This is a genomic window from Nonomuraea sp. B5E05 (genome assembly GCF_039880665.1).
Classification (GTDB): Bacteria; Actinomycetota; Actinomycetes; order Streptosporangiales; family Streptosporangiaceae; genus Nonomuraea.
Map to the genome: position 1 here is coordinate 117,470 of NZ_JBDPMJ010000011.1, position 20,629 is coordinate 138,098.

Consider the following 20,629-nt stretch of genomic DNA (forward strand, 5'->3'; position numbering starts at 1 on the left):
GTAGGTTACGGATGGTGGACATGGACGTGGACATGGATTTCGTCTGCCGGCAGGCGGGCCGCCCGGTGACCGCGCTCACGCGCAGGGACGTGGCACGGGCGCTGCTGGCCGTGCCATCGGGGGTGGCGCTGGTGGCGCTGCCCGACCTGCGGCGCGCGATGATGTCGGCGGGCAACCCGCTCTCCCGCCCGTTCTGGGAGTCCGCCAAGGCCACGCTCCGGTCGATCGAGTCAGGCGTGGCCACCGTGGGCGACGTTCAGCGCTGGATCGAGTCCACCGGCACCGAGCCGATCCTCATGACGCCCAGCTACTTCGTCTGGCCGGAGGAGAACGAGCGCGGGCCCGTCGCGGCCGAGATGTTCGCCCGCCTGGTGGCCTTCCTGGAGGAGCGGGTCGTGTCGGGGGAGATCGATCCCGACGCGCTGGCCGAGGGCGCCCCGGAGGCCCGCAGGGCCTATGAGGAGCTGCAGGAACACTGGCTGAGCACGCCGCTGCCCGACGGCAGGGTGCCCGGCTTCGCGGTCAGCGACGAGCAGGACGAAGAGGTGTTCTCCGCCTGGGACGAGGAGGAGGCTTTCGCGCTGTCCGAGCTGCGGCGCATCATCGCGGGCCTGCCCAGGCAGCCCGACCTGCCCGCCGACGAGCTGGAGGCGGCCGCCGTACGCCTGCGCGCGCTGCTCGCCCTGCCCGGCTATCCCGCCAACGTGTTGCGGGCCTGCGCCGGATTCGAGGAGCAGCCGATGCCCGACGACGACCAGGACCTGTGGCTGACCGTGGCGGCGGGCGTCGTGAGCCCCGTCTCCGACCTGCTGGAGAACGGCGACCTGCTGGAGGAGTTCGTCGATCTCGACGGGGAGATCGGCATGGAGGACGCGACGCTGGCCCATCTCCACGCCATCCAGTGCGCCGACTGGCTGGCCGGGGTGGCGGCGCTGGCCAGGCTCGGGCCGGGGGTGCTGGCCTCGCCCGAGCGGATCGCGCGGCTCATCGCGGAGTCGGAGGACATCGACGTCGACGAGCAGGACGGCGACGATCTCGGCGCCACCGAGGGGTTGTTCGCGCCGGTGGTGAGCCTGTGGGGCTATCTCGGCATCGTCGACGAGGACGACGTGCTCACCCCGCTGGGCTGGTGGGGGTTGCCGAAGGCGCTCGAACGCGCCTGGTCGCCCGCCGAGTGAGGCTCAGCGGGCGTCGGTGATGTCCTGGAACTCGGGGTGGCGCTCGATGTATTGGGCGACGTAGGGGCAGAGCGGCACGATGCGCAGGCCGGTGTCGGCGCTCATCTGCAGCGCGTGGCCGGTCAGCTTGCCTGCCAGCCCCTGCCCCTGGAACTCCGGCAGCACCTCGGTGTGCGTGAAAACGATCTTTGTGGGCAGCAGCCGGTAGTCGGCGAACCCGGCGACCTTGCCGTCCACGTGAATCTCGAAGCGGCTCTCCGTCGGGTTGTCGACCACGTCCACCGGCATCTACTCGGCCTTCTTCTCGGTCGTGTCGCCTTCGTGCGGCACCTGGATCTTCGTCATCTGCTTGTTCATCGACTTGATCAGAAAATAGAGCGCCAGCCCGATGAGGGCCACGACGGCGAAGCCGAGCACACCCGGACTCACATCACCAGCTGCTAGTGGGGTCACACCTCCAGTCTGCCACCGGCACCCCATGCTCCGGTCAGTGGCAGGCAGGTGAGACGTCGTCGGCGTGGATGCCGGCGAACAGGTCGTCCTCGGGCAGCCCGGTGTCGACCAGCGAGCGCGCCAGGTGGTAGTCCTCGGTCGGCCAGATCTCCTGCTGCAGCTCGCGCGGGCAGACGAACCAGAAGCCGTCGGGGTCGACCTGGGTGGCGTGCGCCAGCAGGGCCTCGTCGCGGATCTGGAAGTAGTCGCCGCACGGCACCCGCGTGGTGACCGGCCACTTGGCGGGGCGGTCCTCCCAGCGGGAGATCCAGTCGCCGTAGGGGGAGCCGAGGCCGCGCTCGTTCATCGCCTCGTGCAGCGCCTCGAAGCGCTCCTTGGTGAACCCCATGTGGTAGTAGAGCTTCAGCGGCTGCCACGGGTCGCCGGCGCCGGGATAGCGGTCGGGGTCGCCGGCCGCCTCGAACGCCTCGACGGAGACCTTGTTGGTCATGATGTGATCGGGGTGGGGGTAGCCGCCGTCGTCGTCGTACGTGATGATCACGTGCGGCCTGAAGTCGCGTACGGCCGCCACCAGCGGGGCGGCGGCGTCCTCCAGCTTCTGCACGGCGAAGCAGCCCTCGGGCAGTTCCTCCTCTTCGTTCTCCGGCAGGCCGGAGTCGACGAAGCCCATGAAACGCTGCTCGACGCCGAGGATCTCGCGCGCCCGCTCCATCTCGGCTCTGCGGACCTCACCGATGTCGGCAACGATCTCAGGGCGGTCCATCTTGGGGTTGAGCACTGACCCGCGTTCGCCCCCGGTGAGCGTGCACACCAGCACGTCGACACCTTCACGCACATAGCGCGCCATCGTGGCGGCGCCCTTGCTCGACTCGTCATCAGGGTGGGCGTGGACGGCCATCAACCTCAACGGTGCACTCACGGGCGGGATCTCCTCAACGGACCGGTCAGTCACCCAGAGAGGTTAGTTTCTGCTGGGCGGTCGCGAGGGCACTCCCCCCGCGGGCGACAATTGTCTCGGATAACGCTGAGGGAGTGCAGGGAGATTCCGCCATGGCCACCAGAGATGTCGAGAACGGACCCGTTCTCGGCACACCCGACGACTTCCCCGATCGTCCAAGGCGAAGGGGTCGGCTCGTCGTGCACCTCGTGATCGGCGTGCTGGTGGCCATCATCGCAGGTGGATGGGGTTACGTGATGTGGTCGATGACGGCGGGCGGCTCGGGTGCGCCGTCGCAGGTCGTGACGTTCAACGTGGACGGCCCGACCCGCGCTGAGATCACCTTTGAGGTGTACAAGCCAGACGATAGAGTGGCTGTCTGCCGCCTGCGGGCGCTGGATGTCAATCATGGGGAAGTCGGCAGCAAGGAAGTAAGAATCCCGGCTGGTGAGGGTAGTAAGCAGCTCAAGGAGAGCCTCGACACCAGCGGTCAGGCCACTTCCGTCCACATCCAGTACTGCAATCTCGTATAGTGAGACATTTGGGGAAGCGTTGGAGCGACTGACTTGTTAGCCTTTCGCAATTCAACCGTACGTAACCTCAAGTGACCTCAGGGCCCCCTAGGCAAGCAAGGAGAACCCGTGGCCGACTCTCGCGATGAGAACGTCACATGGCTGACGCAGGAGGCGTACGACCGCCTGAAGGCGGAGTACGAGTATCTCTCGGGCCCCGGGCGCGTCGACATCGCCAAGAAGATCGAGGCCGCCCGGGAAGAGGGTGACCTGCGCGAGAACGGCGGCTACCACGCCGCCAAGGACGAGCAGGGCAAGATGGAGGCCCGCATCTTCCATCTCCGTCAGATCCTCGACAATGCCCAGGTCGGAGAGGCTCCCAAGGCCGAGGGTGTGGTGGGCCCCGGCATGACCGTCACCATCAGGTTCGTCGGTGACGACGACGAGGTGACCTTCCTGCTCGCCTCCCGCGAGGAGAGCGGAGCGCCGATCGACGTCTACTCGCCCAAGTCCCCGCTCGGGGCGGCGATCAACGGCAAGAAGATCGGTGAGAAGGCGACCTACGCCCTGCCCAACGGGCGCCAGAACACCGTCGAGATCCTCGAGGCTGTGCCGTACATCGGCAACTGAATCCCATGGACAACGACCGCCGGGCCCACGTTGGCCCGGCGGACTTTTCGCATTCATCCGGGATTCGGCAGGACCTCAGCTTTCTGGTCAAGTCGCGTAAGCGGCGTGACACGTACAAACTGGTGCCGTTCATCGTGGTGGCGCTGGTCGCGGTGCTGACCGCCGACGTGCTGCTGCTCGCACAGTTCCAGGACACGCCCGCCGTCGTGCGGGCCGAGCCCGAGCAGACGCTCATGGCCCAGCAGCGGCCCCAGCCCAGCCGGCCCCAGCAGCAGCCACCGCAGGCGAAGATCGTCCAGCCGGTGGCGCCGCTGAGCAAACTGCACAAGCCCAATCTGTTCGTGCTCTCCCGCAAGCCGTTCACGCGGCAGCAGTTAGAGAAGGTGGCCAAGGTGCGCGGCGTGCGGGCGCTCGAGCTGGCCGACGCGGCGTCCGTCACGCTCGACGGCAAGCGGGTGCAGACGCTCGCGGTCGACCCGTCCACGTTCCGGGCCTTCACTCCCAAGGTGACCGCCGCCTCCGACGCGTTGTGGCAGAACGTCGCGGCCGGAGACGTGGCGGTGTCGTTCGTGCTGGGCAACGACGGCGGGCTCTCGCTGCACCGCCGGGTGGCGGGCCCGGCGGGGCCGCTGCGCATCGGCGCCTACGCCACCACCGGTTTCGGCGCGGTCGACGCGGTCGTGTCCAAGGACGTCGGCCGTACGCTGGGGCTGCCGCACGACAACGCGCTCATCGTCAGCGCGCCCAAGACCAACTCCGCCAAGCTGCGTGACAGGATCCTCGCCAAGCTGCCCAAGGGCACGCAGGCGGTCATGGTCAACCCGGTCCTGCCGCCGCCGCAGAAGGTCAAGCAGAACTGGCCGGCCGGCTCGTTCATGACGGGTGAGCAGCTCACGGCGGCGCTGAAGGCGGCAGTGTCCAAGCTCGGCAGGCCCTACGTGTGGGGCGCCGAGGGGCCCGACACCTTCGACTGCTCCGGCCTGGTCCAGTGGGCCTTCGCCCAGGCGGGGGTGCGGATGCCGCGGGTGACCCACCAGCAGTGGGTGACGGGGCCGCAGGTGCCGCTGTCGCAGGCGCAGCCAGGTGACCTGCTCTTCTGGCGCAACGACCCGACCAACCCCGCCTACATCTCCCACGTGGCGATCTACTGGGGCGACGGGAAGATGTTGCACGCGCCCCGCACGGGCGACGTGGTCAAGATCGTCCCTGTGAGCCGGCGCAATCTCGCCGGAGTCGTCAGGGTCAGCCCCGTCGCCGCCTCCAGGGTCCGCTAGACCTTCCCCGCACGCGCAGTCCTCCGTATCCCTGGATGCGATCTACCGAGCGGCGGTGTAATGATGATTACATGTCTACAGATGACGTGACGGCAGAGATTCACGGCTGGTTCGCCGGGAGGCTTCCCGGCGAGTGGTTCACCGGCGCGCCCGAGATCGTCAGGGATCGCGAGGAGATCGCGGTGCTCGGCCGGCTGCCCGACCCGCCGGGCGACGTTCCCGAGGCCGAGCGCTCCGCCCTGATCGACGGGCTGGCCAGGCGCTTCAGGGAGGAGACGCGCGAGCGCCGCATCGAGATCGCCAGGGAGGCCGAGCACAAGTTCCGCCAGAAGGTCTCCTGGGGTGTCGTCTGCGGTGACCAGACTGTGATGTTCACCACACTCTCCGTGCCCGTGATGACCCGCCTGCGCCAGTCGGAGCGCCGCGTGCTCGACACGCTGGTGGCCGCCGGCGTGGCCAGGAGTCGCAGCGACGCGCTCGCCTGGTGCGTACGCCTGGTCGGCAGGAACGCCGACACGTGGCTGAGCGATCTGCGTGACGCGCTCCAGCACGTCGACCGGGTTCGCTCCGAGGGGCCCGACGTCAATTCCTAGAGCACCCAGCGGAAACGGCCGGCGGAATGGACTAAACCACTTCGGAAATTGGTTTAGACCAGCTGAATTGGACTGGACCACTTCCGGAAATCGCTTCTTTTAAATCCGTTCCCGTTGGGTAGGCTCCCCCAATCGTCAGGGTCGCTGCCTGCGACGACGGCCGTGCCGACAGGTCTATGCCAATTGGCTTTCCGACCGTCTCGTCGTGAATGATGACTGGGCCCTGAGAGAGTGGAGGAGTCACCGTCGTGTCCGTTTCCGTGGAAGTGCCCGCACCGACCAGCAATAGAGAATTGGCCGCGTGGGTAAAGGAGATCGCTGCCCTGACTCAGCCCGACCGCATCGAGTGGTGCGACGGGTCAGAGGAGGAGTGGACGCGCCTCACCAACCTCCTCGTCGAGCAGGGGACGTTCACGCGCCTGGCCGCCAGGCCCAACAGTTTCTACGCCAAGTCCGATCCGAGTGACGTGGCCAGGGTCGAGGACCGCACGTTCATCTGCTCGGAGCGCGAGGAGGACGCCGGGCCCACGAACAACTGGATCGCGCCCGGCGAGATGCGCGAGACGTTCGGCGAGCTGTTCAAGGGCTGCATGCGCGGCCGCACGATGTACGTCGTGCCCTTCTGCATGGGCCCGCTGGGCGGGGAGATCTCCCAGCTCGGCGTCGAGATCACCGACTCCCCGTACGTCGCCGTGTCCATGCGCGTCATGACCCGCATGGGCGACAGGGCGCTGCGGCTCATCGAGGAGCGCGGGCAGGGATCGTTCGTCAAGGCCGTGCACTCCGTGGGCGCACCGCTGGAGCCCGGCCAGGAGGACGTGCCGTGGCCGTGCAGCTCCACCAAGTACATCAGCCACTTCCCCGAGACCCGCGAGATCTGGTCCTACGGCTCCGGCTACGGCGGCAACGCCCTGCTCGGCAAGAAGTGTTACGCGCTGCGCATCGCCAGCGCGATGGCCCGCGACGAGGGCTGGCTGGCCGAGCACATGCTCATTCTCAAGCTGACCCCGCCGTCGGGCGAGGTCCGCTACATCGCCGCCGCCTTCCCGAGCGCCTGCGGCAAGACCAACCTCGCCATGCTCCAGCCCACGATCCCCGGCTGGAAGGTCGAGACGATCGGCGACGACATCGCCTGGATGCGCTTCGGCGAGGACGGCCGCCTCTACGCGATCAACCCGGAGGCGGGCTTCTTCGGCGTAGCGCCCGGCACCGGCGAGGTGACCAACGCCAACGCGGTCAGGACGCTCTGGGGCAACAGCATCTTCACCAACGTCGCTCTCACCGACGACGGCGACGTGTGGTGGGAGGGCCTGACCGAGGAGCCGCCCGCCCACCTGACCGACTGGAAGGGCCGCTCGTGGACGCCTGACAGCGACGAGCCGGCCGCCCACCCGAACGCCCGCTTCACCACTCCGGCCTCCCAGTGCCCGATCATCGCACCCGAGTGGCAGGACCCCAAGGGCGTGCCCATCTCGGCGATCTTGTTCGGCGGCCGCCGCGCCACCGCCGTTCCTCTGGTGACAGAGTCGCTGAGCTGGGAGCACGGCGTCTTTCTCGGAGCCAACGTCGCCTCCGAGAAGACCGCCGCCGCCGAGGGCAAGGTCGGCGAGCTGCGCCACGACCCGTTCGCGATGTTGCCGTTCTGCGGCTACAACATGGGCGACTACTTCGGCCACTGGCTGGACGTCGGCCGCCGCAAGGGTGCCGTGCTGCCCCGGATCTACTACGTCAACTGGTTCCGCAAGAACGCCGACGGAAAGTTCATCTGGCCCGGCTTCGGCGAGAACAGCCGCGTGCTCAAGTGGATCGTCGACCGGCTCAACGGCGAGGCCAAGGCGGTGCCCACTCCCATCGGCCTGCTGCCCGCCGACCTCGACACCGAGGGCCTCGACCTGTCCGAGGAGGACCTCGAGGCGCTGCTGACGGTCGACCGCGAGGTGTGGCGCGAGGAGGCCGCGCTGATCCCGGCCCACTTCGAGAAGTTCGGCGCGCACCTGCCGAAGGGGCTGTGGGAGGAGTACAACGCCCTGCTCGACCGCCTCGGCTGAGCGCCGTCCCCTTGTGCGGTACGGCCGCGCCGTCTAACTTGGCGGCTTGCCGTACCGCACAGGAGGGCCGCAGTGGACCACGTCCTGATCGTTGCCGCGCTCGCCGTGATGGTCCTGGTCAGCGCGGCCGAGAATCGTGTCGAACGCGAGCGCAGGCGCGTCCAGGGGACGGCGTCCGCCGGGGAGGGCCACCGGCTGGACCCGTACGAGCTGGCTTATCTGTCGGGCGGGCCGCGCCGGGCGCTCAACACGGCGCTGGCCTTGCTCGCCTCGGCCGGTGCCATCCGTGTCTCGCGTGGCTCGCGGGTCACCGCCGTGCACGGCGCGCCGCCCTCGCCGGTGCCGCTGGAGCAGGCGGTGCTCGACGCGCTGGCGGCGCGGCCCGGCGGCCACCAGGCGAGCGCGCTGCGCCGCGAGCTGGAGTCGCATCCCGCGCTCACCGGGCTCGCCGCCGGGCTGGAGCGCCGCGGCCTGATCGTGCGGCAGCCGGCGTTCGACACGGCGCGGCGGCACTATGGCCTGCTGCGGCTCGCGGTGGGTGGGGCCGCGGGCTACCTGGTGCTGGTGATCGTGCTGGCCGTCGCCGGCGTGGCGGGCAAGGAGACGGTGTACATCGGGGCGGTGTTCTTCAGCCTGTTCGCCGTCGCCTCCGGTCTCATCGCGCTCTACCGGCAGAAGCGCAGGCTGCGCAACGTCGTCACCGGCCAGGGACGCGAGGTCCTGCGGTCGGCCCGCGCCCACCATCCGAGGGGCGTACGCGACCCGCGCTCGCTCTCCCTGGCCCTGGGGATCCCGGTCGCGCTGTACGGGCTGACGGAGTCGGGCGACCAGCTGCTCTGCGACGAGCTGTCCGTCGGAGCGCCCGGCGCCGACTGCGCCGGTGCCTGCGGCAGCTTCAGCGGCTCCGACGGCATCACCTTCGGCGGCGACTCCTCCGGCGGCCTGGACTTCGGCGGCGGCTCGTCGAGCTGCGGCGGGGGGTCGTCGAGCTGCGGGGGAGGAGGATCGGGCTGCGGTGGCGGTGGCGGCGGCTCGTGATCGCCGCGATTTAAATGCGCAGAACGAAACCTTGACCTTCGCCCTGGCGTCCTTCTGGTAACAGCCTGTTCCGGCTGTGTGGAGGGAGGCGTCATGGACCTGTTCCTGCTGATCCTCTCGGTGGCTCTGCCGGCCGTCGCCGTCGCCACCGCTTTCTCGATGAAGCGCCGGCGCGCCGCCGGCCATGAGGCCCCGGCGGTCTCAGGCGCTCTCGACCTAAACCACTACGATCTCGCCTATCTGGCCGGCGGCCCCGGCCAGGTGGCCGGCACGGCCATCGCGCTGCTGGCCGGCTCGGGGGACCTGCGCGTGTCGCGCGGGGGCCACGTGCACAGCGTGCACGCGCCGTCAGTGTCGCGCGCGCCCATCGAGCAGGAGACGCTCGCCAAGGTGGCGACGGTGTCCGGGCTCCAGGCGTCCGCGCTGAAGCGCAGGGTGGGCGAGAGCCTGGCCATGGACGCGCTCCGGCGGAACCTCACAGAGCTGGGGCTGGTCCTGCCCGGCCACCGTGTCAAGCGCCTGGGCCGGCTGGCGACCCGGCTGCGCGCGGTCTCAGGGCTGGCGTTGACCGCGGCAGTGATGTGCCTCGTGACCACTCCGGCACTGCTACCCCTGCTTCTCCTGACGGGCACGGGCATCGGCGCGGCCGTGGTGGCCGGTGACCACCGCCGCGCCTGCGGACCGAGCTGGGCGTCATGAGGTCGCCGCGCCGGAACTCGCGGCGGGCGACGTACCGTGGCACGGGAGGCGTCGGCTCCTGCGCCGGCGGCGGTCGCGGCGGAGCCTCGCACGGCGGCTCGAGCTGCGGCGGCAGTGCCGGTTGCGGCAGCGGTTGCGGCGGAGGGAGTTGACATGGCCGAGCTTGGAGTGGGCATCGGCTGGCGGAGCGAGCTCGACCTGACGATCGAGCGGATGGACGGCGTCGACTTCCTCGAAGTGGTCGCCGAGAACCTCAGGCCGGATCGGCTGCCCGAGTCGTTACGCGTGCTGCGTGAGCGGGGCCTGCCGGTGGTCCCGCACGGTGTGTCGCTCGGCGTCGGCGACGCGGAGCCGCCCTCGCCCGCCCGGCTCGCCCACCTGGCCGCCTGCGCGCAGGCTCTCGACGCGCCGCTGGTCAGCGAGCATCTGGCGTTCGTACGCGGGGGCGGCGTCGAGGCCGGGCACCTGCTGCCCGTGCCGCGCACCCGCGAGTCGTTGCGGGTGGTCACCGAGAACGTCCGGCGGGCCCAGGACTCCCTGCCCGTGCCGCTGGCCCTGGAGAACGTCGCCGCCATCTTCGGCTGGCCCGACGACGAGCTGACCGAGGCCGAGTTCCTCGCGGAGCTGGTCGCGGCCACCGGCGTAGGGCTGCTGATCGACGTGGCCAACCTCTACACCAACCAGGTCAACCTGGGCCTGCCGGCCGTGGCGGCGCTCGACGCGCTCCCGCTGGAGCACCTCGCCTACGTCCACGTGGCCGGCGGCTACGAGCACGGCGGCATCTGGCACGACACCCACACCAAGATCGCCCCGCAGCCGGTGCTCGACCTGCTGACGGAGTTGTGCGCCCGCGCCACGCCGCCCGGCGTGCTGCTGGAATGGGACGACGACTACCCGAGCGACGCCGTCCTGGCGAGCGAGCTGTCCCGGATCAGGGCGGCCATGTCCCTGGCGGGAGAGCCGCGGTGACCGACACGCAGGGTCCCGGCGGGGGAGCCGCGGCGACGGACGAGGCGCGGCGGCGGCTGGCGCAGGCGCAGGGGCGGGTGGTGGCGGCCCTGGTCACGGGGGCGGAGCCGCCTGAGGGCTTCGACCCGGAACGTATGCGGGTGCAGGCGGCGAGCCTGCTGGCCAAGCGGCGCGGCATCGTGGCCAGGCTCCGCCCCGACGCGGCCGCAGCCGCGGGCCCCGACCTGGCCACCGAGTACGCCGCCTACGCGCGTTCCCGCAGCACGCCGCCGCCCGGCTATCGTGCGGACGCCGACGACTTCGCCGCCTGGTTGCGGGCCCGTGGCCGCATGCCCACACCGCCAGGGAAGGTCCGCTGGTGGTCCCGTCTCCTGCCGGGGAACGCGGGCAGGTCCAGACCGGACGGATGGCCCGAGTGACCGGGGGACATCGCCCGCGTTTAGCCGACTTTCGAGCGGAAACTGGGAGGGGATGGGGGGACTGCGCTGTGTCGATGGTTCGTATCTGAGCGTCACGCCCATCGCGTGCAGGGACAGCGTCGGCAGGCCGTACGAGATCACTCTCGAGTTGCACCGGGACGGCACGCCTTACGGCAGCGTGGGGGAGCGGTGCGGCTGGCTGCTCGCGCGCCTCGCGCGCGGTGTCGACGAGGCCCGCAGGGACGGCGGCGCGGCCGGGCGGTGGGCCGATCCCGACGATCGTTTCCCCGGCGACGCGCCCGACAGCGAGCTGTTCTCCTTCCGCTACCGCACGCGCTCCGGCGCGGGCGGCGGGGAGCTCCGTTGCCAGCTGCGTACGATCCCGAGGTGGCAGCCCGTGACCGGCGAGTGGCGGCTGACCAGGCGAGCCTATGTGGAGGCGTGGGGCGCCACGGGCGTGGGCACGCGGGCGGTGCTGACCTCGGCCGAGTTGGCGGGATTCGTACGCGGGCTGGTGGAGGAGGCAGAAGGGTGTCTGGAAGGCAGAGACTTGGCCAGAAATCCAGTCCAGGGGGCAGGCACGGGCGAATCACGGTGATAATTGCCTGTTAGGGCATAGCACCGCTGGGAGGCACGTCCGTGGGCCTGCGCAACCTGGTCTACCGGCTCTATGAGCACCGGCTGGAGGCCAAGCTGTCCAAGGACAGCGTCCCCCGGCATGTCGGGGTCATCATCGACGGCAACCGCCGCTGGGCGCGGGCCATGGGCATGCGCGACGTGGCCAGCGGTCATCGCAAGGGCGCGGACAAGATCTCGGAGCTGCTCGGCTGGTGCCGCGAGACCGGGGTCGAGGTCGTCACCGTGTGGATGTTGTCCAACGACAACCTCAACCGGCCGCGGGACGAGCTGGAGCCGCTGCTACGCATCATCGAGGACGTGACGCGGGAGCTCGTGGCCGAGGGCTGGCGGATCAGCCCGGTCGGAGCGCTCGACCTGCTGCCGGACCGGACGGCGAATGTCCTCAAAGATGCAAAAGAAGTCTCCTCGCACCGTCCAGGCCTGATTGTGAACGTTGCAGTTGGGTATGGAGGAAGGCGTGAGATTGCCGATGCGGTGCGCTCACTCCTCCAGGAGCATGCGAGCAAGGGGGCGAGCATCGAGGACCTCGTCGAGGTGCTCGATGTGGAGCACATCGCGGAGCATCTTTACACTCGCGGCCAACCCGACCCGGACCTCCTCATCCGGACCTCGGGCGAGCAGCGCTTGTCGGGCTTCATGCTCTGGCAGAGCGCCCATTCGGAGTTCTACTTCCACGAGGCCTACTGGCCGGACTTCCGCAGGGTCGACTTCCTCCGAGCGCTGCGCGATTACGCTGCGAGACACCGGCGTTACGGTTCCTGACGCGACATCTGGGTATTCAGGACGTAACGTTGGAAATGTCCGGCCACAGGACGGACATTTCGGAGAGGGCCCGCCTTTGCACCGTGAACTGCCGAGGGGGGCCGGACCCCGGCGCCGACGGCACGTAGCGGTCGGGGATGCGGGTCCGGTCCGATTCCCGCCTCGTCTGCAGGGTGCCCGCACCTATGGGCGCCCGGGGGAGAACGTGTGGCAGTGTCCTCGAGCAACCCTACGACCAAGCCGGCCAAGCGCACGTACGTGCTCGACACCTCGGTCCTGCTGGCCGACCCGGCGGCAATGACCCGCTTCGCCGAGCACGACGTCGTCCTTCCGATCGTGGTCATCACGGAGCTGGAAGGAAAGCGGCACCATCCCGAGCTCGGCTATTTCGCGAGGAAGGCCCTGCGCTACCTCGACGAGCTGCGCGTCCAGTACGGCAGGCTCGACGAGCCCATGCCGACGGGGGATGGCACGATCAGGGTTGAGCTCAATCACAGCGATCCGTCCATCCTGCCCGTGGGCTTCCGCCTGGGAGACAACGACACCCGCATCCTGACCGTGGCCCGCTCGCTGGCCGCCGAGGGCTGCGACGTCGTCCTGGTGTCCAAGGACCTGCCGCTGCGGGTCAAGGCCGCCTCGATCGGCCTGTCGGCCGAGGAATACCGCGCGGAGCTGGTGCACGAGTCCGGCTGGACGGGGATGGCCGAGCTCCAGGTGACCGCCGAAGACGTCGAGACGCTCTTCGACCAGGGCACCGCCGACGTCGAGGAGGGCAGGGAGCTGCCCACGCACACCGGCCTTCGGCTGCTGTCGGCCAAAGGCTCGGCGCTCGGCAGGGTGCTGCCGGACAAGTCGGTCAAGCTCGTACGCGGCGACCGCGAGGTGTTCGGCCTGCACGGCCGCTCCGCCGAGCAGCGCATCGCGCTCGAGCTGCTGATGGACCCGGAGATCGGCATCGTCTCGCTCGGCGGCCGGGCCGGCACCGGCAAGTCGGCGCTGGCCCTCTGCGCCGGTCTGGAAGCGGTCCTGGAGCGCCGCCAGCACCGCAAGGTGGTCGTCTTCCGCCCTCTCTACGCGGTGGGCGGCCAGGAGCTCGGCTACCTGCCGGGCACCGAGGGCGAGAAGATGGGCCCGTGGGCGCAGGCGGTCTACGACACGCTGGGCGCGATCACCTCGCCCGAGGTGATCGAGGAGGTGCTCGACCGGGGCATGCTGGAGGTGCTCCCGCTGACGCACATCCGCGGCCGCTCGCTGCACGACGCGTTCGTGATCGTGGACGAGGCCCAGTCGCTCGAACGCGGCGTGCTGCTCACGGTGCTGAGCCGGATCGGCGCCAACTCGCGGGTCGTGCTCACCCACGACATCGCCCAGCGCGACAACCTGCGGGTGGGCCGGCACGACGGCGTCGTGGCGGTGGTGGAGAAGCTCAAGGGCCACCCGCTCTTCGCGCACGTCACGCTGACCAGGTCCGAACGTTCCCCGATCGCCGCCCTGGTGACGGAGATGCTGGAGGACATCACGCTCTGATCACTTGAGCTCGCCGCAGGTGTACCGCCCCTCCGTCTTGGAGGGGCGGTTCTCGTTCTCCCGTACGATCCTGACCAGTTCGAACGCCGCGTCCTGCTGGGCGGTGCAGACGATCTGGGCCTTGCCGAGCTTGGTCAGCGTGCCCTCGCCCCTGATGTAGACGGTCAGCGTCGAGGTGCGCGGGAGCTGTACCTCGTCGCGCTGGATCGGGTTGAGCGAGTCCTTGATCCCGATGTAGGTGAAACCGCGCAGCGCCGTGTCCCGGTTGCCGAGCGGCTTGGTCGACGCGTCGAAGAGCGCCCCCAGCAGGCTGCCGACGGTGTCGTTGTCGACGTCGGCGGGCTCCAGGATGAGCTCGCCGTCCTTGAGCAGGTAGATCGTCTTGGACGGCGGGGGGATCCTGGTGGTCGGGGCGTTGCCGCGGTCCTGGACGTCGGTGGGCGAGATGCCGCAGGCCGCGGCGCCGACGAGCGCGGCGACGGTGAGGATGCGTTGGGCTTTCATGCGTGGGGCAACCAGACGGTGAAGAGGGTGCCGGGGTTCTGGGCGCGTACGGAGATCGTGCCGCCGTGCAGGTGCACGTTGGCCTTGGCGATGGCGAGGCCGAGACCGCTGCCCTGGCTGCGCGACCGGCCCGCGCCGGCCTTGAAGAAGCGGTCGAAGACGTGCGGCAGCGCCTCGCGGGGGATGCCCTGGCCGTGGTCGCGCACCTTCACCTCCAAACCGCTCTGCGTGGTTCTGGTGCTGACCAGCACCGGTGGCCGGCCGTGCTTGAGCGCGTTGCCGACGAGGTTGGCCACGATCACGTCGAACCTCGCGGGGTCCAGGTTGACGGCCAGTCCCTGGGGAGCCTTCACGGTCACCTGGTCGCTCCAGCCGCGCACGGCCAGGCAGTCGTCGATGGCCTCGGCCACGTTCACCGGCTCGAGGTTGAGCGTGGCCGTGCCCGCGTCGAAGCGGCTGACTTCGATCAGGTGCTCGACCAGCCCGCGCAGGCGCTCGATCTCCCTGAGCACCAGGCGTACGGCCTCGGCCGGCGCCTCGGGCAGCCGGCCGGCCTCCTCGGAGAGCATGTCGGCGACGGCCGTCATCGAGGTCAGCGGCGTGCGCAGCTCGTGGGAGACGTCCGCCACGAACCTGCGCGACATGGCCTCCAGCGAGCGCAGCTCGGCCACGCTCAGCTCCAGCGCCGCGGCGGCGTCGTTGAACCTGCTGGTGAGCTCGGCCAGCTCGTCCTGACCGTGGACGGGCAGCCGCGTGTCCAGCCGGCCCTGGCCGAGCGCCTGCGCGGCCGCGCTCAGCCGCCGGACCGGCAGCAGCACCTGCCGGGCCGACAGCAGCGCGACGACCAGCGCGATCAGCACGATGACCACGCCGGCCTGGATGAAGGTGATCCTGAGCGTGGCCAGCTGCCGCTCGTCGTCCTTCAGCGGGAAGAAGACGAACGCCCGCAGATCCGTCGCCTCGATCCTGCTGCCGGCCTCCCGGTAGACCTCGGCGCCGACGATGAGCCAGAGCTCGCCCCGGATGATCTTGCGCTGGGTGACGACGCTCTGCTTGGCCCGGCCGTGGAGCTCGTTGGGCACGTCGCTCATGGACATCGGGCCCTCGGAGGCGATCAGGGCGCCGTACTCGATGAGGACGCTGCGGCCCGGCCCGTTGAGCGCGTGGGCGAGGCGCCCGAGCTCCCTCGCCGTGGGGGCGGCCTCGCCCGGTCTCAGCCGGCCGATGGGGAAGGTGATGCTGCCGAGCTCCCTGGTGACCTGGTCGAGCGCCGTGGTCTCGGCCCGGGTGACGAGCGCGGTCTTGGCCAGCTCGAAGCCGATCGTGGCGACCAGCAGCGAGGCGGCCACGGCCACGAGCGTGAACGTGATGACCAGGCGGGCGCGCAGCCCGGTGGGCAGCGGGATCACGGAGGGCTGAACCGGTAGCCGAACCCGCGCACCGTGTGGATGAACACGGGTTCGCCCGGCTTGGGCTCGATCTTCGCGCGTACCCGCTGCACGCAGGCGTCCACCAGCCGCGAGTCGGCGATGTGCGTGTGGTCCCACACCTCGCGCAGCAGGTAGCGGCGGTTGAGCACCTGCCCGGGGTGCCGTACGAGCTCCAGGAGCAGCCGCAGCTCGGTGGGCGTCAGGTGGATCTCCTTGCCGGCGAGCGTGACCTTGAGCGCGCCTCTGTCGATCACGAGGTCGCCGAAGGTGATGCGGTCGGAGGCGGCCGACTCGGCCCGGCGCAGGATGGCGCGGATGCGGGCGTCCAGGACTCTGGGCTCGACGGGCTTGATCACGTAGTCGTCGGCGCCCGCCTCCAGTCCGACGACCACGTCCAGGTCGTCGCCGCGGGCGGTGAGGAGGATGACGGGGAGCTGGTCGAGCTTGCGTATGCGGCGGCACACCTCGATGCCGTCGATCCCGGGGAGCATGACGTCGAGGATCGCGATCTCGGGGCGGCGGGCCCTGATGTGGTCGAGCGCCTCCTCGCCCGTCCCGTAGGACGTGACGGAGTGCCCCTGCCGCGTCAGCGCGAGTTCGAGTGCCGTACGGACGGAGGGGTCGTCTTCTACAAGAAGGATGCCAGCCACGCGCACATTATTGTTCCATGTCTCAAATTTCCGAGTTACGTCACCAAATCGTGACGACCTGTTGATGGAGCTATGAGGTGCCGAGTGTCGGGCCCGTGTTCGCACGTTAGGTGTGCGACGGTGTGATGAACATCACACTGATCGGGAAACTCCACGCCAACCCGACAGTCAGCCAAACTTACGCCAAGCGATTCCCGCGTTTCGGTTGCGGACCACCCCCCAGGACAGGGCAAGCTCGTGGACCGTGAGCCCCGGTCCGCAGTTGCGCGAGCGCCACCCGAAGGATGCCCCTCCCTCGGCGCGGCGGCGTTCGCGTGTCACGCCGAAGCGCGTCATCATCATCGCCGTCACGCTGGTGATCGTCTTCGGCGGCGGTGGCTTCGTCGCCTACCGCGCCGTCCAGAACGCCAACAGGCCCCAGCAGGCCGCGCTCTCCGTCGACGACTTCGCCAAGCTGGCCGGCGGTGACCTGTCGGCGCCCGACCCCGAGACCGACGCGCTGAAGAACGCCGCCGAGCAGGCCTACCGCGCCGACCAGCTGAAGAAGGGCCGCTCGGGCAAGGGCAAGGACAAGGACTTCGACTGGGTCGTCCCCGAGCGGGCCCCCGGCGGTGACGGGTTCCCCGCCGCGAACTTCCCGCCGGGCAGCGACCCCTCACCGGGCAGCAACAAGGCCACCGCCAAGTCCATGCTCGCGGCCAGCGGCTGGGGCAACGACCAGTGGGGCTGCCTGGAGCGGCTCTGGCAGAAGGAGAGCGGCTGGAACGAGCGGGCGATGAACCGCTACTCCGGCGCGTACGGCATCCCGCAGTCGCTGCCGGGCAGCAAGATGGCCAGCGCGGGCGGTGACTGGCAGACCAACGCCGCCACCCAGATCAAGTGGGGCCTCGGCTACATCAAGGGCCGCTACGGCACACCGTGCGGCGCCTGGGCCCATTCACAGTCGGTGGGCTGGTACTAACAGGTCAACTTTCCTCCTCTAATCGGCAAGCCGCCGCGTCCGATCGGGTATATCGGCGCACGCTGGCCGCATGGGTGTGAAGGTCAGTGTGATCGTCGTTGTCTGCAATCCGGGTGACACCGCCGACGCGTGCATCCGCTCCGCGCTGGAGCAGACGATGCCCGCGGACGACTACGAAGTGATCTTCGTCGACGACGGATCATCCGATGGCATCGGGGAACGACTGGACACCATCGCCTCGGCCCGCCCCAACGTGCGTACGCTGCACCTGCCGCACACGGGCACGCCGATGCGCGGCCGCAACGTCGGCCTGGCCGCCGCCACCGGCGACTACGTCTACTTTCTCGACCAGGGTGACCGCCTCGAACGTGACGCGATCGCCCGCATGCACGACCGCGCGATGGAGACCGACGCCGACGTGCTGATCGGCCGGCTGGTCCGCGACTACGGGCCGCCGATGGCCGCCTTCGAGCGCAGCACCGCCCGCGCCGACATCCTGCGCGACAAGCTGCTCACCGTGCTCCTGCCGCAGCAGCTCTACCGGCGCACCTTCCTGGAGCAGCACGAGCTCGGCTTCCCCGTGCCCGGCGGGCTGATGGGAGAGCAGGCGTTCGTGATGCGGGCATACCTGCACGCCAAGTCCATCGCCGTGCTGGCCGAGCACGTGTGCTGCCACCTCGGCCCGCGCCCCGTCGCCGAGGACGAGCCGCGGGCGATCGTGAGGGAGCTGAACGCGCTGCTCGACGACCTCGACACCTACGTCGGCGAGGGCCGCCAGCGCGAGCGCATGTACGCCCACTGGTTCCGCTCCGTCGTCCTGCGCCCGCTGCTGACCAGCAAGTTCGCCGACTCATCCGTCGACCGCGGCATGCACTTCCGGGTGGTCCAGGAGCTGGTGTTCCAGCGCTTCCCCGAGCGGCTCGACACCTACCTGCCCGTTCAGATGCGCGTGGTGGCCGCGTACGTGCGCACGGGACGCCTGGACCAGATCGTGCTCCTGTCCAACTCCACCAGGCGGGCGGGCCTGCGCTCCGACCTGACCGAGGTGCGCTGGGACGCCCACGTCCTGGTGCTCGGGCTGACCGTGGAGGTGCACGGCGGCGACGGAACACCCGACAGGTACCGTGCCGACGGCGACCGCCTGCACTGGATCCCGCCGCGCTCGATCGACACCAGGCGCCTGCCGGAGAGCGTCACCGACGTCACCGAGGCGGTCGAGCGGGCGCGCATCGAGGTCTACGTCCGGCACACCGAAACGGGGCTCGTGCACTTCCTGCCGCTGGCCCAGCACGTGGAGCGCGTCCAGGACGGCCGCCGCCGCTTCCGCGTGCAGATCAAGGGCGAGGCCAGGCTCGACGTCACCAGCGCCGCGCTCGGCGAGCCGCTCACGCCGGGGCAGTGGGAGGTGCACGTACGCATGCTCGGCGGCGCCAACCAGGCCAGGAGCCGCGTCAGCCGCGCCGAAGGGCCGCTCAACTGCCTGGGCGTGCTGGCCCAGCGGCCCAGGATGCGGCTCGTGGTGCCGTGCTGGACCGATCAGGGTGAGCTGGGCCTGGTCATCGAGCCGCGTTCGTTCTCGGAGTCGATCGCGCTCGTGTCCCCTGGCGTGACGGTCAAGCACCTCGACGGCCACCTGTACGTCGTGCTGCCGGTGCCGTACGTGCCGCCCAGCGGAGGGCCGCCGCTGGAGCTGGTGTTGCGCAGCAGCGGGCGGCGTGCCCGCGAGGTGTGCGCTCCCGCGCTGGTCGAAGCCGGCGTGCCGGGCAGGATCGCCGGGCAGCTCGTGGCCAAGGTGCCGGTCAAGCGGATCATGCCGGAAGACGACCACTTCGGCCCCGGCACCTGGTTGTCGTCGCTGCGCTCGTCGGACGGGGAGTTCGGGCTCAGGTTCGCGCTGGAGATGCGCAGGGGCCGGGTCGAGGTGCGCCCGGCCGCCGCGGCCGACCCCGAGCGCCGCTCGCCCATGGGCCGCGACACCCTGCTGCACCGGATCGGCCGGCGGCTGCCCGGCGCGCGCCACATGGTGCGGCTGGCGCGCGCGGGCGGCCACCGGTACCTCAAGGAGTGACCCTGCCCTGCGGCCTGGGCTCGGCCAGGTCGCTGCCCCGGGTCTCGCGCGCGGCGTAGACGGAGACGAGGGTGAGCACCGCCGCCAGGCCGAGGTAGGCCGAGATCGGCACGCTGCTCGCGTACTCTCGCAGCAGCGCGACCGCGATGATCGGCGCCAGCGCGCCGGCCACGATCGCCGACAGCTGCGCCCCGATGGACACGCCGGTGTAGCGCGTCCTCGTGGCGAACAGCTCCGAGAAGAACGCCGCCTGCGGGCCGTACATCATGCCGTGGAAGAGCAGGCCGACGGAGACGGCGAGGGTGATCGCCAGGAAGTTGCCCGTGTCCACGAGCGGGAAGAACGCGAAGATCCACACCCCGATCCCGGCGGCGCCCGCGAGGTAGGTGGGGCGGCGGCCGACGCGGTCGGACAACGCGCCCCACATCGGGATCGTCACGAAGTGGATGGCCGAGGCGACCAGCACCGCGGTCAGCACCGTGGAGTTGTCGATCTGCATCTGCTTGGCGTACGTGATGACGAAGACGGTCAGGAGGTAGAAGGAGATGTTCTCCGCCAGGCGGGCGCCGATGGCGACGATCACGTCCTTCCAGTGGTGGCGGAGCACGCCCACGATCGGCGCGCGTTCCTCCGGCTCGGCCTGCTGGAACACCGGCGACTCGCTGATCGACAGCCGGATCCACAACCCGACCAGCACTAGCGCGCCCGACAGCAGGAACGGCACCCGCCAGCCCCACGACAGGAACGCCTCGTCCGACTGCCAGGCGGCCAGCGCCGCCAGCACGCCGGTGGCCAGCAGGTTGCCGCCGGGGGCGCCGGCCTGCGGCCAGGAGGCCCAGAAGCCGCGCCGCTTGTTGTCACCGTGCTCGGAGACGATCAGCACCGCGCCGCCCCACTCGCCGCCGAGCGCGAAGCCCTGCACCAGGCGCAGCCCCGTCAGCAGCAGCGCCGCGGCCGGGCCGAGGGTCTCGTACGTCGGCAGGCAGCCGATCAGGAACGTCGCCGTGCCCATCATCAGCAGGCTGACGACCAGCAGCGTCTTGCGGCCCAGCCGGTCGCCGAAGTGGCCGAAGACCAGGCCGCCGAGCGGGCGGGCGACGAACCCGACGGCATAGGTGAGGAACGCCAGCAGGGTACCGGTCAGTGGATCGGAGCCGGGGAAGAACAGCTGATTGAACACGAGGGCGGCTGCCGAGCCGTAGAGGAAGAAGTCGTACCACTCGATGGTGGTGCCGACCAGGCTCGCGGCGACGACCTTCTTGATGGAAGTGGCCATGCCGGTCACGGTAGGGAGTGACCGGCGTCACTCATATGGCGTCGGAGCCTACAGTCTGCGTG

General features: G+C 69.9%; 22 protein-coding genes. 15 read left to right on the top strand and 7 right to left on the bottom strand.

Annotated features, from left to right (window positions below; translation table 11 throughout):
• Positions 1–20: 20 nt before the first annotated feature.
• A complete protein-coding gene (locus ABGB01_RS21775) occupies positions 21–1,178 on the top strand; it encodes a hypothetical protein (RefSeq protein WP_347775545.1) in 1,158 nt (385 codons plus the stop codon).
• 3 nt (positions 1,179–1,181) lie between these two features.
• On the opposite strand, the gene ABGB01_RS21780 is transcribed toward ABGB01_RS21775, so the two are convergent.
• From ABGB01_RS21780 to mca, 3 genes are read right to left on the bottom strand one after another with little or no spacing between them, the layout of a single operon-like run.
• Complete coding sequence (locus tag ABGB01_RS21780) at positions 1,182–1,466, bottom strand: GNAT family N-acetyltransferase (protein ID WP_347775375.1); 285 nt, start codon at positions 1,464–1,466, stop codon at positions 1,182–1,184.
• Complete coding sequence (locus ABGB01_RS21785) at positions 1,467–1,631, bottom strand: hypothetical protein (protein ID WP_347775376.1); 165 nt, start codon at positions 1,629–1,631, stop codon at positions 1,467–1,469.
• A gap of 34 nt (positions 1,632–1,665) precedes the next feature.
• The gene (gene mca / locus ABGB01_RS21790; protein WP_347775377.1) at positions 1,666–2,550 is read right to left on the bottom strand and encodes a mycothiol conjugate amidase Mca; all 885 of its coding nucleotides are present in this window, start codon (positions 2,548–2,550) and stop codon (positions 1,666–1,668) included.
• Positions 2,551–2,681: 131 nt separating this feature from the next.
• Here mca and ABGB01_RS21795 point away from each other — a divergent pair, with 131 nt between their 5' ends.
• The 12 genes from ABGB01_RS21795 (at position 2,682) to ABGB01_RS21850 (ending at position 13,678) form a co-directional block, all read left to right on the top strand.
• A complete protein-coding gene (locus tag ABGB01_RS21795) occupies positions 2,682–3,101 on the top strand; it encodes a DUF4307 domain-containing protein (protein WP_347623315.1) in 420 nt (139 codons plus the stop codon).
• Positions 3,102–3,209: 108 nt separating this feature from the next.
• The gene (greA, locus tag ABGB01_RS21800) at positions 3,210–3,710 is read left to right on the top strand and encodes a transcription elongation factor GreA (RefSeq protein ID WP_132328896.1); all 501 of its coding nucleotides are present in this window, start codon (positions 3,210–3,212) and stop codon (positions 3,708–3,710) included.
• Positions 3,711–3,832: 122 nt separating this feature from the next.
• Complete coding sequence (locus tag ABGB01_RS21805; RefSeq protein ID WP_347775378.1) at positions 3,833–4,984, top strand: C40 family peptidase; 1,152 nt, start codon at positions 3,833–3,835, stop codon at positions 4,982–4,984.
• 71 nt (positions 4,985–5,055) lie between these two features.
• On the top strand, positions 5,056–5,577 hold the full coding sequence (locus tag ABGB01_RS21810) for a hypothetical protein (protein WP_347775379.1): 522 nt from the start codon (positions 5,056–5,058) through the stop codon (positions 5,575–5,577).
• 248 nt (positions 5,578–5,825) lie between these two features.
• Entirely contained in the window at positions 5,826–7,625 is a 1,800-nt protein-coding gene (locus ABGB01_RS21815) for a phosphoenolpyruvate carboxykinase (GTP) (RefSeq protein WP_347775380.1), read from the top strand.
• A gap of 72 nt (positions 7,626–7,697) precedes the next feature.
• On the top strand, positions 7,698–8,663 hold the full coding sequence (locus ABGB01_RS21820) for a TIGR04222 domain-containing membrane protein (protein ID WP_347775381.1): 966 nt from the start codon (positions 7,698–7,700) through the stop codon (positions 8,661–8,663).
• Between the two features lie 93 nt (positions 8,664–8,756).
• Positions 8,757–9,362 carry a TIGR04222 domain-containing membrane protein gene (locus ABGB01_RS21825; protein ID WP_347775382.1) on the top strand — a complete coding sequence of 202 codons (606 nt, stop codon included), beginning with the start codon at positions 8,757–8,759 and terminating at the stop codon, positions 9,360–9,362.
• Between the two features lie 153 nt (positions 9,363–9,515).
• On the top strand, positions 9,516–10,331 hold the full coding sequence (locus ABGB01_RS21830; protein ID WP_347775383.1) for a DUF692 domain-containing protein: 816 nt from the start codon (positions 9,516–9,518) through the stop codon (positions 10,329–10,331).
• Complete coding sequence (locus tag ABGB01_RS21835; protein ID WP_347775384.1) at positions 10,328–10,750, top strand: hypothetical protein; 423 nt, start codon at positions 10,328–10,330, stop codon at positions 10,748–10,750. The genes ABGB01_RS21830 and ABGB01_RS21835 overlap by 4 nt, the downstream gene beginning before the upstream one ends.
• Positions 10,751–10,802: 52 nt before the next feature.
• Positions 10,803–11,348 (top strand): hypothetical protein, encoded by a 546-nt coding sequence (locus ABGB01_RS21840; protein WP_347775385.1) that lies wholly within the window; start codon positions 10,803–10,805, stop codon positions 11,346–11,348.
• Between the two features lie 41 nt (positions 11,349–11,389).
• The gene (locus ABGB01_RS21845; RefSeq protein ID WP_132512265.1) at positions 11,390–12,151 is read left to right on the top strand and encodes an isoprenyl transferase; all 762 of its coding nucleotides are present in this window, start codon (positions 11,390–11,392) and stop codon (positions 12,149–12,151) included.
• 207 nt (positions 12,152–12,358) lie between these two features.
• Complete coding sequence (locus tag ABGB01_RS21850; RefSeq protein WP_347623305.1) at positions 12,359–13,678, top strand: PhoH family protein; 1,320 nt, start codon at positions 12,359–12,361, stop codon at positions 13,676–13,678.
• Here the strand turns inward: ABGB01_RS21850 and ABGB01_RS21855 are convergent, their stop codons facing one another.
• Genes ABGB01_RS21855 through ABGB01_RS21865 form a run of 3 tightly spaced genes read right to left on the bottom strand, consistent with a single transcriptional unit; the run spans position 13,679 to position 16,262 of the window.
• On the bottom strand, positions 13,679–14,182 hold the full coding sequence (locus ABGB01_RS21855) for a hypothetical protein (protein ID WP_347775386.1): 504 nt from the start codon (positions 14,180–14,182) through the stop codon (positions 13,679–13,681). It abuts the gene before it with no gap.
• Entirely contained in the window at positions 14,179–15,591 is a 1,413-nt protein-coding gene (locus ABGB01_RS21860; protein WP_347775387.1) for a HAMP domain-containing sensor histidine kinase, read from the bottom strand. The genes ABGB01_RS21855 and ABGB01_RS21860 overlap by 4 nt, the downstream gene beginning before the upstream one ends.
• The gene (locus ABGB01_RS21865) at positions 15,588–16,262 is read right to left on the bottom strand and encodes a response regulator transcription factor (RefSeq protein ID WP_347775388.1); all 675 of its coding nucleotides are present in this window, start codon (positions 16,260–16,262) and stop codon (positions 15,588–15,590) included. The genes ABGB01_RS21860 and ABGB01_RS21865 overlap by 4 nt, the downstream gene beginning before the upstream one ends.
• A 244-nt stretch (positions 16,263–16,506) precedes the next feature.
• Between ABGB01_RS21865 and ABGB01_RS21870 the strand changes: the two genes are divergently transcribed.
• Both ABGB01_RS21870 and ABGB01_RS21875 read left to right on the top strand, forming a co-directional pair.
• Positions 16,507–17,223: a lytic transglycosylase domain-containing protein gene (locus tag ABGB01_RS21870; protein WP_347775389.1), complete on the top strand. Its 717-nt coding sequence runs from the start codon at positions 16,507–16,509 to the stop codon at positions 17,221–17,223.
• A gap of 70 nt (positions 17,224–17,293) precedes the next feature.
• The gene (locus ABGB01_RS21875) at positions 17,294–19,291 is read left to right on the top strand and encodes a glycosyltransferase family A protein (RefSeq protein ID WP_347775390.1); all 1,998 of its coding nucleotides are present in this window, start codon (positions 17,294–17,296) and stop codon (positions 19,289–19,291) included.
• Here the strand turns inward: ABGB01_RS21875 and ABGB01_RS21880 are convergent.
• Complete coding sequence (locus ABGB01_RS21880) at positions 19,281–20,567, bottom strand: MFS transporter (RefSeq protein ID WP_347775391.1); 1,287 nt, start codon at positions 20,565–20,567, stop codon at positions 19,281–19,283. The genes ABGB01_RS21875 and ABGB01_RS21880 overlap by 11 nt on opposite strands.
• Positions 20,568–20,629: the final 62 nt, after the last annotated feature.

Coding starts and splice junctions, on each gene's coding strand:
- ABGB01_RS21775 (WP_347775545.1), top strand. CDS start 21: ATGGACGTGGACATGGATTTCGTCTGCCGGCAGGCGGGCCGCCCGGTG.
- ABGB01_RS21780 (WP_347775375.1), bottom strand. CDS start 1,466: ATGCCGGTGGACGTGGTCGACAACCCGACGGAGAGCCGCTTCGAGATT.
- ABGB01_RS21795 (WP_347623315.1), top strand. CDS start 2,682: ATGGCCACCAGAGATGTCGAGAACGGACCCGTTCTCGGCACACCCGAC.
- ABGB01_RS21810 (WP_347775379.1), top strand. CDS start 5,056: ATGTCTACAGATGACGTGACGGCAGAGATTCACGGCTGGTTCGCCGGG.
- ABGB01_RS21825 (WP_347775382.1), top strand. CDS start 8,757: ATGGACCTGTTCCTGCTGATCCTCTCGGTGGCTCTGCCGGCCGTCGCC.
- ABGB01_RS21830 (WP_347775383.1), top strand. CDS start 9,516: ATGGCCGAGCTTGGAGTGGGCATCGGCTGGCGGAGCGAGCTCGACCTG.
- ABGB01_RS21840 (WP_347775385.1), top strand. CDS start 10,803: ATGGGGGGACTGCGCTGTGTCGATGGTTCGTATCTGAGCGTCACGCCC.
- ABGB01_RS21855 (WP_347775386.1), bottom strand. CDS start 14,182: ATGAAAGCCCAACGCATCCTCACCGTCGCCGCGCTCGTCGGCGCCGCG.
- ABGB01_RS21875 (WP_347775390.1), top strand. CDS start 17,294: ATGGGTGTGAAGGTCAGTGTGATCGTCGTTGTCTGCAATCCGGGTGAC.
- ABGB01_RS21880 (WP_347775391.1), bottom strand. CDS start 20,567: ATGGCCACTTCCATCAAGAAGGTCGTCGCCGCGAGCCTGGTCGGCACC.